This window comes from Kitasatospora sp. NPDC051702, assembly GCF_040681575.1.
GTDB lineage: Bacteria > Actinomycetota > Actinomycetes > Streptomycetales > Streptomycetaceae > Kitasatospora.
Genome location: NZ_JBFAZB010000032.1, coordinates 18,697 through 33,265 on the forward strand (window position 1 = coordinate 18,697; position 14,569 = coordinate 33,265).

Here is a 14,569-nt window from a genome sequence, read left to right on the forward strand (position 1 = left end):
ATGTCCTCCGAGGCAGCGGACACCATCCACCAAGCCGGGGAGGCCGCGGCAACCGACGGCCCGGACCCGCGCGAGCCGCTCGCCCTGCTCTTCCGCGATCTGCGAACCTCCCCGCAGGGCCTCACGGAGCGTGAGGCGGCGCGCCGCCTGACGGTCTACGGACCCAATGCCCTCGCACGGCGCGGCGGACGTCGCTGGCCCCGGGAGCTGGCACAGCAGTTCACCCACCCGCTGGCGCTGCTGCTGGCGTTCGCCGCGCTCCTGGCAGCCCTCAGCGGCGCTCTCGCGCTGGCGGCGGCAATCCTGGTGGTGATCCTGCTCAACGCGCTGCTCGCGTTCGTTCAGGAGCGCCAGGCCGAGCAGGCCGTGGAAGCGCTCGCCGACTTCCTGCCCGAGCAGGCGACCGTGGTGCGCGCCGGAGTGCGTCGCCAGGTCACTGCGGCCACGCTGGTGCCCGGTGACGTCCTGGTGACCGAGGAGGGCGACCAGGTCTCCGCCGACGCCCGCCTGCTGTCGGGTGGCGTGGAGGTCGACCTGTCCGCACTGACCGGCGAGTCCGTCCCGGTGTTCCGCTCCGCCGAGTTCGCGGATGACTCCGGGCCCGTCCTGGGGGCGCGCGACCTGCTCTTCTCCGGCACCGCCTGTACGGGAGGACAGGCTCTGGCCGTGGTCACCGCCACCGGTATGCACACCGAGCTGGGTCGGATCGCGGCGCTGAGCCAGCGCACCCGGCGGGAGGAGAGCCCGCTGGAGCATCAGGTCAAGCGAGTCGCCCGGCTGATCGCCGTGATCGCCATCGGCGTGGGGGTGGCGTTCCTGCCGATGGGCCTCGCCGCCGGGCTGTCCCTGGCGGCGGCGGTGTCCTTCGCGATCGGTCTGCTGGTCGCCAACGTGCCCGAGGGCCTGCTGCCGACCATCACCCTCGCCCTCGCCGCCGGGGTCCGCGACCTGGCCCGCCGCGGTGCCGTGGTCAAGCGGCTGTCCGCGGTGGAGACACTGGGCTCGACCACGGTCATCTGCACCGACAAGACCGGAACGCTGACCGAGAACCGGATGCGCGTCACAGCTGTCTGGATCCCCGCCGGTGAGGTCCCCCTCGACGGCGCTCCGCAAGCGCCCGCCGACCTGCTCCCGCTCGCCGACGCGGCCGCCACCTGCACCACGGCCGACCCGGGAGCCGGCCACGGCGACCCGACCGAACTCGCGCTGCTCGAGCTGGCCGCCCGCCTCGGCATGCCCTGCCCGCCCGAGCAGCGAGAGCGTGGACGCCGGGCGGTGTTCCGCTTCGACCCGCACGTCAAACTGATGACCACCGCCGACGAACGCGACGGCAGGGTCGTCCTACACAGCAAGGGCGCCCCGGAGGAGGTCCTCACCCACGCCGTCGACGTGCTCGACCACGGCACCGTACGCGCGCTCGCCCCCGCCGACCGCAGCGAAGTCGTGCAGGCCGTCGGCCGACTGGCCGCGCGCGGGCTGCGGGTCCTCGCCGTGGCTCGGCGGCCGCTCGCTCCCGGGCAACAGCCACCGGCCCGCCGCGAGGACGCAGAGCAGCGGCTGTGCCTGATCGGCCTGGTCGCCATGGCCGACCCACCCCGGCCGGAGGTCGCCCGATCCATCGAACAGGCCCACCGCGCCGGGATCACCGTGCATGTCGTCACCGGTGACAACGGCCTGACAGCGGCCGCCGTCGCCGAGCAGGTCGGCATCGGCCACCGCGGCATGCGCATCGTCACCGGCACGGAGCTGGATGCGATGGGCGACGACCGGCTGGACGCGCTGCTGGGCCGCGGCGAGGAGGTGATCTTCGCGCGCACCTCGCCGGAGGCGAAGCTTCGGATCGCCGATGCTCTGCGCGCCGAGGGCCACACAGTGGCGATGACCGGGGACGGCGTCAACGACGCCCCCGCGCTCCGGCGGGCCGACATCGGTGTGGCGATGGGTCGCTCCGGTACGGACGTCGCCCGTGAAGCCGCGACGATGGTGCTGACCGACGACAACTTCGCCACCATCGTGGCGGCGGTCGAGATGGGCCGGCGGACCTACGACAACATCCGCAAATTCATCGTCTACATCTTCAGCCATGCGGTCCCCGAGGTCGTCCCGTTCCTGGTGTTCGCGCTCGCGGGCGGCACCGTTCCGCTGCCGCTGACGGTGATGCAGATCCTCGCCATCGACCTCGGCACCGACACCCTGCCGGCCCTCGCCCTCGGCCGGGAGAGGGCCGAGCCCGGGCTGATGGACCGCCCGCCCCGCCCGCGTGACGAGCGGGTGATCCGAGGAACCATGCTGGCCCGCTCCTGGGGGTTCCTCGGTCTGATCTCCGCCGTCCTGATCATGGGCGGCTACTTCCTCACCCTCACCTCGGGCGGCTGGCACCCCGGCGACCCGACCGGCGCGGGCACCGCGCTGCACCTGACGTACCAACAGGCCACCACCGTCGCCTGGCTCGGCATCGTCTTCTGCCAGATCGGCACCGCCTTCGCGGCCCGCACCGAACACGCCCCACTGCGCGCGATCGGTGCCCTCAGCAACCCGCAGCTGCTCGGTGGCATCGCCTTCTCACTGGCCTTCGCCGCCACGATCGTGTACGTCCCCGCCCTGCACCGGCTGTTCGGCACAGCGGCGCTCACCCCGACGCAGCTCGCAATCGTCGTCCCCTTCCCGTTCGTGGTCTGGGGTGCGGACGAGCTGCGCCGGGCCCTCGTCCGGCGCCGTACTGCCGCTCTCCCGGTCCCGGTGCCGTCTGCGCCCGCCCCTCCCCTGCCGGTCCGGCCGGCTGCCGAGGAGCCCGGCCACCACCCGCTGACCGTCCTGCTCGCCCGCCACGGCTGGAACGCCCACCGCCTCGTCCACGCGCTGGGCGTCAGCGAGCACGCAGCGGCCGAGATCGTCGCCCACGCCCGCCGGATCGCCGCCGAGCACGGGCACCGGATGTCCTGACACGCCGGTCCCCCGACACCGCCCCGCTCACGGCGCTGCCGCTGCTCACCGCCCCGGAGCGCCGGGGCCGACCCGGTCGGCCCACCGTCCCGCCCCCAGTGCGACTACCGTGACCACGGCTCCGAGGCACAGGACACGCTGCCACACGCCGGCCCCCAGCAGGTGCTCGTTCGGCGGCCGGCGCGGGCGCCGCATCGCCCGGCCGGAGACGGGCTCCGACCGCGGCCCCGGTCAGCCCATGGGTGAGGAGGTTGATCCAGAGGATCTGGCCCGCGCGCAGCGGCAGCGCGAGGCCCAGGAACGGGCCCAGGAGCATCACCAGGATCTCCGCCGCACCGCCGGACATCGCGTAGACCAGGAAGTGGATCGGTGCGCGCGAAGACCCGCACCCGCGAAAGGTCCGGCACGGCCCCAGCGGCGAGCTCCCGACCGGCGTCCACGCGGGCCGCCGTCTCACCGTCCTTCAGCAGGCCCGCGCGGTCGGCGATCGCGCGGGCGGTGGCGGGGTGGTCCCCGGTGATCAGCACCGGGGTGATTCCGGCCCGGTGGCAGGCTGCGACGGTCGCGCAGCGCCACCTCGGTCGGGTCGCCGAGGGCGGTCCACTGATCGTCGTCCGCCGAGGGCGGCAGCAGCGTGGCGTCGTTGCACAGTGCGGTCACCCGCAGCAGGGCCCGCGCCGCGGGCTGCGCCACAGCGCAGCGAGGTCGCGATCCGGCCCAGCGCGCGGTCCGGGCCGGTGGCCGAACCGGACCCCGAGGTGGGGGCCGGGCGGCCCTTGGGTTGCGACACCCGGCGGTGCACGGTCGGATCGGGTGCGACCGCATTGCTCCCGAGCCGAGAGCGGGGTACGAGATGGACACCGCAGTCCCTCACGAGCGACGGATCGTCGTCGGCGTTGACGGCTCGTCCCCGTCCAAGCGCGCACTGCGATGGGCCGTCGGACAGGCCGCCGCGACCGGCGCCACGGTCGAGGCGGTGATCTGTTGGCGGTTCCCGAAGGTCCACGGCTGGGCGCCGGCATCGGTCGACCGAGAACTCGGAACGGTCGCCGGCAGGATGCTGGCACAGGCCATCACTGAGATCACTGCGGACGACGAGCCGGTCGAGATCCGCCAGATCGTCGAGTCCGGCCACGCCGCGGAGGTGCTTCTCGAACGGGCGCGCGGCGCTGAGCTCCTGGTCGTCGGCAACCGCGGGCTCGGCGGCTTCGCCGGCACACGGCTGGGCTCAGTGGGCCAGCACTGCGTCCAGCACGCCCCGTGCCCGGTCGTCGTCGTCCGCGGCGACCAGGCCTGACAGCCGGGGCCGCCGGCACCGTCGCCGGGCGGCCGTGAACGAGGTTCCCGGACCTGCGATTGCGACCGAGATCAGACAGAGTAAGACTTCTTAGGCAAGGCTTACCTATTAGCTGACCGGACATGATGGGCTCCGAAGAAGCGCGATAGTCATGACAGGCGACGGCTCGCAGATCGCGCTGCTCGGTGCCATCGCCGGCCTCGCCGTCTTCCTCGGTCTTCCGATCGGACGCCTGCTGTCCGGGTGCGTCGGGCCTGACCGAACAGCTTGCCCCGCGGGCCAGGTGTCGGCCCCGCGCTCGCGGGGGTTGGAGGTAGTTCCAGGACCAGGACATTCCGGAATGATTCGCATTCGAATCGGTGGGCCTCCGGCGAAATGGCTTCCATCCGCTGGCGCATCGAGCTCCGCGTCGCCTCGCCCGGTCCGGGCGGGTGAGGCGACAGCCACGCCGAGTGGTGGGACGGCCACGCGCCGGTCACCGTGGCGTACGACATCGGCGGCTGAGGTCACGGTCGGGTCCGCGGTTCGCGCGTCGATGCCGAGGCCGCGCCCCCTGGATAGACTGACCAGGCGTTCCAGGAACGGACCGGGCGCGGGCGGCGGAGCACCTACGGCGCCACGTCGTCGCGCGTGTACGCCACTCTCCGTGACCGCAGCGGGCAGGGGCGAGCCGGTCGTGGGGCGGCGGGCCATCGATCGGACGGGAGCCCTGCCATGGCAAACGCGTCCAGGTCTCCGGGCGGCTACGACCCCCGGATCACCCGCCCCGTGTCCGCCCGCGCCCCGTCGCCGTCGGCGGCCCGCCAGGGCGCCGCCGAGCCGACCGCGGCCAACGACCGGCTGGCGCTCAACGGCATGGGCAGCTTCGACTGGGACCTCGACAAGGACACCTACCACCTCGACGACGTGGGCCTGGACGTGTTCGACCTCCGGGCCGACGAGTTCGACGGACACCCCTCGTCACTCTCCGCCAGGGTGCTGCCGGCGGACAGCGAGCGGCTTGACGAGGCCGTCTCGCTCGCGCTGCGCGAGGGGCACCTGACCTTCGCGTGCTACTTCCGCCTGGTCTGCCGCGACGGGTCCCTGCGCTGGGCGCACACCCAGGGGCGCGTCCTGCGCGACCCGCAGGCCCGGCCGTACCGCATCGTCGGCATCGTCCGCAACGCCGAGGAGGAGCTGGCCCACGCCGAGGGGATGCGCACGCTCGCCGCCGACCGGCGCCGCCAGACCGACTCCGTGCGCGCCACCACCGAGGCCCTCGCCCGCGCCATCACCGTCCGCGACGTGACCGGCGTGCTGACCGACAGCGAAGGGCTGCGACGCTTCGGCGCGGACGGACTGGCCCTCGGGCTGGTCGACGGGGACGTGATGCGCCTCGTCGCCGCGACCGAGCAGCCGTCGGCGGAGCTCAGGGCCCGGGACGACCTGTCGCTGACCCACCTGGGCGACGGCCTGCCGCTGTCCGAGGCCGTGCTCACCCGGCGCCCGCGGTTCGTCAGCACCAGGGAGGAGCTCACCACCCGCTACCCCCGGCTGCTGCCCTACGCCGAGGAGATGGGGATCGAGGCGGCGGCCTTCCTGCCGCTGGCCGCCCAGGCCCGCTCCATCGGCGCGCTGGGCCTGTTCTACCGGGACGGGCGCCCCTTCAGCACCGAGGACCGCAATATCTGCATCGCGCTCAGCAGTGCCGTCGCGCAGTCCCTGCAGCGCGCCATGCTCTTCGACCAGGAGCGCGAGTTCGCGACCACGCTCCAGAACACCATGCTGCCGCGCCGCATCCCCGAGATCACCGGCGGCGAGGTGGCCGTCCGCTACCGTGCCGGCCACAGCGGACGCGAGGTGGGCGGGGACTGGTACGACGTCATCCCCCTGCCCGGTCGGCGGGTCGGTCTCGTGGTCGGCGACGTGGAGGGGCACGACAGCCACGCGGCCGCCATCATGGGCCAGTTGAGGATCGCCCTGCGGGCCTACGCCACCGAGGGACACACGCCCGCCACGGTGATGGCCCGCGTGTCCAGGTTCCTCGCCGACCTCGACACCGAACGGTCCGCGACCTGCATCTACGTCGACGCCGACCTGGAGACCGGGACGCTGCGCCTGGTGCGGGCCGGCCACCTCGAACCGCTCGTGCGGCGCGGCACCGGCCTGACCGCCTGGGCCGGCGTCCGCGGCGGTCTGCCGCTCGGCGTGGCCACGGTGTTCGGCCAGGACTCCTACCCCGAGACCCGCCTCGACCTCAACCCCGCGGACACCCTGCTGCTGTGCACCGACGGAATGGTCGAACACCCCGGCCGGGACATCACCGACGGCCTCGACGCGCTCGCCGCCGCCCTGCGCGCCGGCCCGCTCGACACCGAGGCGCTCGCCGACCACCTCTGCGGCAGCCACCCCAGCCGCCTCGACAACAGCGACGACCTGGCGCTCCTGCTGCTGCACCGCGCAGCCGTACCCGGCGCCCACACCACCCGGCAGATGACCCAGCACGTCCACCAGGCCGACCCGGAGGGGCTGGCGGAGACCCGGGCCATGCTCCGCCAGGCCCTGGCCGCGTGGGGTGCGACCGACCTGCTGTCCGACGTCGAACTCACGGCGGACGAACTGATCACCAACGCCCTGGTCCACACCGACGGGGGCGCACTGCTCACCATCGAACTGCGGGCCGGAACCGCCCCCTGCATCCGCCTGGAGATCCGGGACCGCTCCAGCGTCCTGCCGCGCCGCCGGGCCCCCGGCGAGACCGCCACCTCCGGCCGCGGGCTGCTGCTGGTGGACGCCCTCGCCGGGAGCTGGGGCGTGGAGCCGCTCGGCAGCGGCAAGAACGTCTGGTGCGAGTTCCCGCTGGCGGCCTGACCGCCGCGCCTGACCGCCGCGCCCGGCCGACCGCGGCACGGCCCGCGGCCGCGGGGCCAGCGGCGGTGGGGTCAGCGGCCGCGGGGTCAGCCACGGTGGGGTTGCGGGGCGCCGAGGCAGGGGGACGGGTGCGGGGTGGTGGGGGCCGTCGCGTCCCAGGCCTGGAGGGCGGCGAGGGCGGCGGCGCGTTCGGCCGGGGCCGGCCGGTCGCCCTCCGCGGTGAGCAGGTAGTCGGCGACCGGGGTGAGCAGCAGGGTGGCGGCGCCGGCCGGCAGCAGGAGGGCCTCGTCCCAGCGGTGCCGGATGACGGTGCGGCGCAGCAGGGTGCCGTGCCGCGGCCGGAGCGGGCGGGCCTCGGTGCGGCGGCGCCGGAGCTCGGGGCCGACCTCGGCCTCCAGGACGGTGCGCACTCCGCCCAGCGGGCCCAGCGGCACGTGCTCGGCGGCGAGGTCGAGCAGGGCGACGGCCTCCGGGGCCAGCCGGTAGGCGGCGACCACCGCGGCGGTCTCGACGGGTTCGAAGGGCTGTCCGGCCAGCTGGGCCACGTCGATGACGTCGCCCGGGCCGAAGGGGCGGCGGAGCCCGTCCTCGGCGAGGGCGATCAGGCACTCGACGTGGTCGTCGGCGGCCAGGTAGGGGCGGACCGGGACGGTGGCGAGGTCGCCGGTGAGAGCGGCGGTCGCGACCCGTACCTGGTACCAGGGGTCGAGCAGCGGGTCCTCGGCCGGCCAGCGCAGGGTGACGGCGGTGTGCCGGGGCCGCTCGCCGAGAAGGGTGACCTCGACGGACTCCACCGGGTGGTCGGTGACCAGCCGGTTGACGGCCTGCCAGAGCGTGGCCTCGGTCGGGCTGACGAGGGCGAGTTCGCCCAGCGGCCGCGGCAGGTCGGACGGGTAGTGGGCGGCCAGCGGCAGGTCCCGGATCGGCCGGACCCCGGTGGCGTCGGCGAGGTCGTCGGCGATCCCGGCGTAACAGCGGGCCCGTTCGCGGGCGCGCTGCAGCTCGGCGCGGGCGTGCTCGCCCATCCGGACGCCCTCCCGGTCCAGCGCGGCGAGCACCAGGTAGGGGAGGTTCCGGCCTGCGCGGGCCCGGTGGAGCAGTTCGACCGGGCCGGCGCCCGGATCGAGCTCGAGCAGCCGGTAGAGCAGGTCGGTGTTCATGGGTGTCCGCCTCCGAGGGCCGTGGGTGGTCGCCGGGCGGTGGCGGGGCGACCGGGTGTGTGGCGGGTCCAGCGGTGCGTGCCGCGCCGACCGTGGACGCCACACCGGTGATTGTGGTGGGCGCCGATCAACACCGGATCACCACGGGCTCTACGATCCCTCGACATTTCGACGGGTGCCGTGGGTTGATAGGGGCTCATCAATCGGGGGCGGGCACGTGCTGGGGCGGGGGCGAGCACATGAAGCGGGCAGGTGCAGGAATGGGTGATTTCCGGTTCTCCGTGCTGGGGCTGATGCGGGCGCAGCGCGGTACCACCGTGTTGAAGGTCGGCAGCCCGCAGCAGCAGGCGATGCTGGCGGTGCTGCTGCTGCGGCCGGGGCACGGTGCGAGCGCCACGGACCTGATCGACGCCCTGTGGGGCGAGGAGCCGCCGAGCACCGCGATGACGACGGTCCGGACGTACGCCTGGCGGTGGCGCAAGGTGCTGCACGGCGAGGGGCCGGACGCGCCGAACGTGCTGACCTCGGTCGGGGACGGCTACCGGCTGGTGCTGCCGAAGCACGCCGTGGACGCGGCGCAGGCGGAGGAGCTGGCGGCGCAGGCCGAGCGGACGGCGGCGGCCGGGGGGCCGCAGCAGGCGCGTGATCTGTTGAACCAGGCGCTGGAGTTGTGGCAGGGCGAGCCGCTGGTCGGCATCCCGGGGCCGTTCGCGCAGCGGCAGCGGCAGCGGTTGCAGGAGCTGCGGCTGACGCTGCTGGAGGAGCGGATCGCCCTGGACCTCGCGCTGGGGCGGTTCTCCCGGTGCATCCCGGAGTTGACCTCGCTGACCACCGAGCACCCGTTGCACGAGCGGGCGTACGGGCTGCTGATGCGCGCGCTGTACCAGGCCGGAAGACAGGCGGACGCGCTGGCGGTGTACCGGAGCGCGCGTCAGTTGTTCCTGGCGGAGCTGGGGGTGGAGCCCGGGTCGGAGCTGGAACTGCTGCACCAGCGGATCCTGGAGGGCGACCCGTCGCTCGCCGCGCCGGCGCCGTCGGCGGTGGTCGTGTCCGGCCCGGACGGCGCGAACGGCTTGAACGGCTTGAACGGCGCGAACGGGCTGAACGGCGCGATCGGGCTGAACGGCGTGCACGGCCCGAGCGGCCCGAGCGCCCCGAACGGGTCGGCCGAGCCGCGGGTCGAGCCGCCGTACCCGCCCGCCGCGCCCGCCGTGACGGACAGGGAGTCGGCCGCCACACCCGCCGGGGCCCCGGCGACCGCCCCCCGCCCGGCCCAACTGCCGCCCGACGCTGCGGACTTCACCGGCCGCACGGTACTGGTCGAGCGGCTGGGCGAGGCGCTCGGCGCCCCGGACCGGCGGGCGCTGGTGATCGCGACCGTGGTCGGGATGGGCGGGGTCGGCAAGACCGCGCTGGCCCTGCACGTCGCCCACCGGGTCCGCGACGCCTATCCGGACGGGCAGCTCTACGCCGACCTGCGGGGCGCCGACGCCACCCCGGCGGACCCGGAGGCGGTGCTCTGCGGCTTCCTGGTGGCGCTCGGCGTGCCGGCCGACGCGGTGCCCGAGGGGCTGGACGCCCGCTCGGCGCTGTTCCGTTCGGTCGTCGACGGCCGGCGCCTGCTGCTGGTGCTCGACAACGTCCACGACACCGCTCAGATCAGACCCCTGCTGCCGGGTGCGGTCGGCTGCGCCGTGCTCACCACCAGCCGGACCCGGCTGTCCGGCCTGCCCGCGCCCGTCCAGGCCGATCTCGGGGTCTTCGAACCGGAGGAGGCCCTGGAGCTGCTGGGCCGCACCATCGGCGCGGAGCGGCTGGCGGCCGAGCCGGAGGCCGCCCGGGACCTCCTGGTCGTCTGCGGCCACCTCCCGCTCGCGGTCCGGATCGTGGCGGCCCGGCTGGCGGCCCGGCCGAGCTGGACGGTGCAGACGCTGGGCCGCCGGCTGGCGGTCGAGCGCCGGCGGATCGACGAGCTGCGCATCGGCGACCTCGAGGTGGAGGCGGCCTTCGAACTGAGCTACCGCCAGTTGTCGCCCGCCCAGGCCCGGGCGTTCCGGCTGGTCGCCTCGGTGGACGGGCCGGACATCGGGCTGCCCGCCGCGGCCGCCCTGCTGGACCTGGACGAGTACGACGCCGAGGACCTGCTGGAGGCCCTGGTGGACGTGGCGATGATGGAGTCGCCGTTCCCCGGCCGTTACCGCTACCACGACCTCCTGCGCGCCTTCGCCCGGCGACGACCCGACGGCCCCGGCACGACGCTGGAGGCCCGTGACCGGCTGCTCGACCACCTGCTGGCCACCGCCTGCTCGGCCTTCCAGTACGCCGTCCCCGGGGACCCGGCCGCCGGCGCGCTCGGTCCGGCGCGCGGGCCGGGCGTGGCGCTCGGCAGCCCGGACGGCGCCCGGGCCTGGGCCGAGGCGGAGGGCTCGGGGGCGATCGCGGTCGCCGCCCAGGTCGCCGCCTGGACGATGGCCGAGGCGCCGGCGGCACCGGACGGCACCGGCGCGCAGGGCGCCCTCCCGGATCCGCTGCGGGCCGCGATCGACCTGCTGATCGCGCTCACGCCCTTCGTGCTGGCCCCGCCCGGTGCCCGGCTGGCCGCCACGGCGGACGCCCTGGCGGCCGCGGCGGACCACCGCGCCGACCCCCGGGCAGCGGGCCGGGCGCACTTCCTGCGCGGCAACGTCGCCCTGGCCACCACCCGGCTGGAGGAGGCCGAGGCGGCGGGCCGCCTCGCCGTGGCCGCCTCGCGCTCGGCGGGAGACACGGTGATCCTGCGCCAGGCGCTGAACGACCTCGGTCTGGTCTGCCAGTTCCTCAGCCGCTACGACGAGGCCGTCGAGCACTACGACGAGGCGTTGCTGCTGGCCCGCGAGCTCGGCCACCGCTCGGGGGCGCTGGTGACGACGGTGAACGCGGCGCTGGCGCGGGTGCGCAGCGGCCGGGCCGCCGAGGCGGTGGAGATCTGCCACGAGGCGCTGGCCGAACTGCGTACCCGGCACGACGATCCGGGCCGGGCGTACACCCTGTACGTGCTGGGGCTGGCGCTGCACGGGCTGGAGCGGCACGAGGAGGCGGTGACCTGGTTCGGCGAGTGCCTGGCGGTGGCCACCGCGGCCGGTCTGCAGGCCCGGGCCGCGCACGCCCGCTACCGGCTGGCGGACAGTCTGCGGTCGCTGGGCCGGACGGAGGAGGCGTTCGAGCACGCCGGGCGGGCGCTGGAGCTGTGCGAGGAGCTGGGGGCGGAGCGGGACCAGGCGCAGGCGCTGGTGGTGCTGGGCCGGACGCTGGCGGACCTCGGGCGCGGGGCCGAGGCGCGGGGCCGGTGGCGGGCGGCGCACGCGATCTTCGTCCGGCTGGGGCTGCCGGACGCCCGGGAGGTGGCGGGGCTGCTGGCCCGGGGATCCGGGGAGGGCCCGTCGGTCGCGGGCGGGGACGGGGGCCCGTCGGTCCGGGAGGGGGACGCCGTCGCGTCGGTCCGGGAGGAGCGACGGGGGAAGGACCGGGAGGCGGCGGTCGTGCCGCTGACGGGCTGCCGGCCGGGGCGTTGACCTGCTGCGGCGGTCGAGGCGACGCGGGGGCGGGTCACACGCCGGGTGGCGCGGGGGCGGGTCACACGCCGGGTGGCGCCGGGCCGGGTCACCGCCGGGCGGGGTGACGGGTAGGGGCCGCTGCCGGGCGGGGTGATCCCCAGGGGGTCACCGCCGGGCCGGATGTCCCGGGAAGAATCGATCCTGCAGTCGGAGCCGCCCGCTCAGGAGCCGGTGCTGTTCCAGTCGCCGGTGCTGCCGTGCACGGTGGTGGAGGTCGGGGTCGGGGCGGCGGGGGTGGGAGTCGGGGTCGCGTCACCGACCACCACCGTCGCCGACCCGGTGCCGGCCGCCCCCGCCACCGCGGCCGTGGCGGTGACGCCTGCGCCGAGGGCGATGGCCACCCCGAGGCCGGCGGCGAACAGGCGGCGGCGGGCGGAGGCGGTGGCCGGACGCTTCGTCATCTCTGGTGCTCCCTTGGTCGCTTCCCTGGTGGGGAAGGGCTCCTTCGTGGTGTGGCACCAGTCTTGCGGGGGCCGTTCAACGGCCGATCTACGGCGGAGCACCGATGGTCACCGACCGCCGGATCAGGCCGCCGCGCGGATCTCCAGGGTGCAGCACTTGACGCTGCCACCGCCCTTGAGCAGCTCGCTCAGGTCCATCCCGATCGGCCGGAAGCCGCGCTCCCGCAGCCGCGCCGCCAGGCCCACCGCCGCCTCCGGCAGCACCACGTGCAGGCCGTCGCTCACCGCGTTCAGCCCGAAGACCTCGGCGTCGGCCTCGCTCACCAGCAGGGCGTCCGGGAAGAGCCGGCGCAGGACGGCCCGGCTGCCGGGCGAGAACGCCTCCGGGTAGTACATGATCTCGTCCCCGTCGAGCACCGACAGCGCGGTGTCGAGGTGGTAGAAGCGCGGGTCGACCAGCTCCAGGCCGACCACCGGCCGGCCGAAGAACTCCTGCGCCTCGGCGTGGCCCTCCGCCACGCTGCGGAAGCCCCGGCCGGCCAGCACGTAGCCCGCGGTCAGCAGGAGGTCGCCCTCGCCCTCGTTGACGTGCTCGGGGTCGTGCGTCGCGAAGCCGCGGTCGCGGAACCACTCCAGGTAGGCGGGGCCCTCCGCGGCCCGTTCGGTGTTGCGGAAGCGCGCGCCGAGCACCCTGCCGTCCACGACGGTGGCCCCGTTGGCCGCGTAGACCATGTCGGGCAGGCCGGGCAGCGGGTCGATCAGGTCGACCCGGTGGCCGAGTTCGGCGTAGAGGGCGTAGAGCCGCTCCCACTGGGCGACGGCGAGGTCGGTGTCCACCGGTTTGGCCGGGTCCATCCACGGGTTGATGGCGTAGGTGACGTCGAAGTGGGTCGGCCGGCACATCAGGTAGCGGCGCGGACGGGCGGTGCGGGTCATCGGGATCCTCCGGATGCGGGGCGGGGAGAGGTGGGGGAGACGGCGGGAGAGGGGACGGGGAACGCGGGTGCGGCAGGAGCGGATGACGGATGGTCAGGCCGCGGGCTTGGACGGCCGGGTCGGGAAGTCCCGCAGGCCGCGCAGCGGGCTGGCCAGCAGCAGCAGACCGGCCGAGAGCAGCACCCCGGCCATCACCCAGATGGTGGTGCGGGCGCCGAGCACCTCGCCCAGGTAGCCGCCGAGCAGGGCGCCCACCGGGATGGCGCTGTAGTTGAGGGTCGCGGAGCTGGCCCGGATCCGGCCGATCAGCTCGGGCGGGCAGTAGGCCTGGGAGAAGCTGCCGGCCAGGACGTTGCCGGCGACCACGCCGCAGACCGCGACGGCCCAGGCGAGCGCGCTCACCGCCAGCGGCAGCCGCTCGCCCGCCAGCGGCAGCAGCAGGATGAACGGCGCGGCCACCAGCTCGCAGGCCAGCAGGCCGCGCGCGGTGCCCAGCCGGCGGGCGATCCGCCCGGCCAGCATCGCCCCGGCCAGGCCGCCGACGCTCACCAGGGCGAACACCGCGCCCACCGCGCCCGGTTCGATCCCGACGCTGCGGACCAGGAAGACCGTCTGCACCGCCTGGATGCCGTTCAGCCCCAGGTTGCCGACCGCCGCGAAGCAGGCGAAGGTCCGCAGGTACGGGTCGCGCAGCAGGAACCGCACGCCCTCGCCGATCTCGCGCGGGATGCCGCGCCGCTCGGACGCCGGCGGGGGGTGCTCCTGCGTCCTGATCCGCCGCAGGCAGATCGCCGACACCAGGTAGGTCAGCGAGTCGACGAGCATCCCGCTGGCGGCACCGAAGGCCTGCGAGAGCAGACCGGCCGCGCCCGGCCCGGCGATCTCCGCCGCCGAGGCCCCGGAGCGCAGCTTGACGTTGGCCTCCAGCAGGTCGGCCTTCGCCACCAGGGTGGGCAGCACCGCGCCGTACGCGGTGGAGAAGAACACCTTCACCGCTCCGGTCAGCAGGGCCACCACCACCAGCTGGGCGAGCGAGAGCGCCCCCAGCCAGGCGGCCACCGGGACGCTGCCGAAGAACAGGAGCAGCAGGAGGTCGCAGACCAGCATCACCCGCAGCCGCGGCCAGCGGTCCACCCAGGCGCCGGCCGGAAGGCCGAGGAAGAGCCAGGGCAGCCAGGCGGCGGCGTTGATCACGCCCACCGCGAGCGGGCCTGCGCCCAGGGTGACCACGGCCACCAGGGACAGCGCCACGCTCCCGACGGCGGTGCCGAGGTTGCTGGTGGTCTCACCGATCCAGAGCCGGCGGAAGTCCCCGTGGGCCCAGAGCCCCCACCGGCTGCGCGGCGGGCGCGGCGGCGCCGGTGACTCGATCGGGACGGTGGTGGTCAT

8 protein-coding genes and 1 pseudogene are annotated in these 14,569 nt (G+C 75.1%); 4 read left to right on the forward strand and 5 right to left on the reverse strand.

All coding sequences use genetic code 11. The annotated features are described in order from the left end of the window. The gene (locus AB0N04_RS24740; RefSeq protein WP_360211013.1) at window positions 1-2,943 is read left to right on the forward strand and encodes a cation-transporting P-type ATPase; all 2,943 of its coding nucleotides are present in this window, start codon (window positions 1-3) and stop codon (window positions 2,941-2,943) included. 111 nt (window positions 2,944-3,054) lie between these two features. Here AB0N04_RS24740 and AB0N04_RS24745 read toward each other — a convergent pair. Beyond that, window positions 3,055-3,509 (reverse strand): annotated as a pseudogene (locus AB0N04_RS24745) (cation transporting ATPase C-terminal domain-containing protein); the annotation flags it as partial. Window positions 3,510-3,796: 287 nt separating this feature from the next. Here AB0N04_RS24745 and AB0N04_RS24750 point away from each other — a divergent pair. Both AB0N04_RS24750 and AB0N04_RS24755 read left to right on the forward strand, forming a co-directional pair. Then, window positions 3,797-4,240 (forward strand): universal stress protein, encoded by a 444-nt coding sequence (locus AB0N04_RS24750; protein ID WP_360211015.1) that lies wholly within the window; start codon window positions 3,797-3,799, stop codon window positions 4,238-4,240. Between the two features lie 714 nt (window positions 4,241-4,954). Next, window positions 4,955-7,090 carry a SpoIIE family protein phosphatase gene (locus tag AB0N04_RS24755; protein WP_360211017.1) on the forward strand — a complete coding sequence of 712 codons (2,136 nt, stop codon included), beginning with the start codon at window positions 4,955-4,957 and terminating at the stop codon, window positions 7,088-7,090. 86 nt (window positions 7,091-7,176) lie between these two features. Here the strand turns inward: AB0N04_RS24755 and AB0N04_RS24760 are convergent, their stop codons facing one another. Further along, a complete protein-coding gene (locus tag AB0N04_RS24760) occupies window positions 7,177-8,250 on the reverse strand; it encodes a hypothetical protein (protein ID WP_360211019.1) in 1,074 nt (357 codons plus the stop codon). Window positions 8,251-8,510: 260 nt separating this feature from the next. On the opposite strand from AB0N04_RS24760, the gene AB0N04_RS24765 reads away from it, so the two are divergent. Beyond that, a complete protein-coding gene (locus tag AB0N04_RS24765; protein WP_360211021.1) occupies window positions 8,511-11,801 on the forward strand; it encodes a BTAD domain-containing putative transcriptional regulator in 3,291 nt (1,096 codons plus the stop codon). A 203-nt stretch (window positions 11,802-12,004) separates the two neighbouring features. Here the strand turns inward: AB0N04_RS24765 and AB0N04_RS24770 are convergent, their stop codons facing one another. From AB0N04_RS24770 to AB0N04_RS24780, 3 genes are all read right to left on the reverse strand, one after another. After that, window positions 12,005-12,244: a hypothetical protein gene (locus tag AB0N04_RS24770; RefSeq protein ID WP_360211023.1), complete on the reverse strand. Its 240-nt coding sequence runs from the start codon at window positions 12,242-12,244 to the stop codon at window positions 12,005-12,007. A gap of 123 nt (window positions 12,245-12,367) precedes the next feature. Further along, complete coding sequence (gene ddaH, locus AB0N04_RS24775) at window positions 12,368-13,180, reverse strand: dimethylargininase (RefSeq protein ID WP_360211025.1); 813 nt, start codon at window positions 13,178-13,180, stop codon at window positions 12,368-12,370. A 93-nt stretch (window positions 13,181-13,273) separates the two neighbouring features. Next, entirely contained in the window at window positions 13,274-14,569 is a 1,296-nt protein-coding gene (locus tag AB0N04_RS24780; protein ID WP_360211027.1) for an MFS transporter, read from the reverse strand.

What these genes read in the sequence shown, in the direction of transcription:
- AB0N04_RS24755 (WP_360211017.1), top strand. Translation starts at nt 4,955, where the DNA reads ATGGCAAACGCGTCCAGGTCTCCGGGCGGCTACGACCCCCGGATCACC.
- AB0N04_RS24765 (WP_360211021.1), top strand. Translation starts at nt 8,511, where the DNA reads ATGGGTGATTTCCGGTTCTCCGTGCTGGGGCTGATGCGGGCGCAGCGC.
- AB0N04_RS24770 (WP_360211023.1), bottom strand. Translation starts at nt 12,244, where the DNA reads ATGACGAAGCGTCCGGCCACCGCCTCCGCCCGCCGCCGCCTGTTCGCC.
- AB0N04_RS24780 (WP_360211027.1), bottom strand. Translation starts at nt 14,569, where the DNA reads ATGACCACCACCGTCCCGATCGAGTCACCGGCGCCGCCGCGCCCGCCG.
- AB0N04_RS24740 (WP_360211013.1), top strand. Translation starts at nt 1, where the DNA reads ATGTCCTCCGAGGCAGCGGACACCATCCACCAAGCCGGGGAGGCCGCG.
- ddaH (WP_360211025.1), bottom strand. Translation starts at nt 13,180, where the DNA reads ATGACCCGCACCGCCCGTCCGCGCCGCTACCTGATGTGCCGGCCGACC.
- AB0N04_RS24750 (WP_360211015.1), top strand. Translation starts at nt 3,797, where the DNA reads ATGGACACCGCAGTCCCTCACGAGCGACGGATCGTCGTCGGCGTTGAC.
- AB0N04_RS24760 (WP_360211019.1), bottom strand. Translation starts at nt 8,250, where the DNA reads ATGAACACCGACCTGCTCTACCGGCTGCTCGAGCTCGATCCGGGCGCC.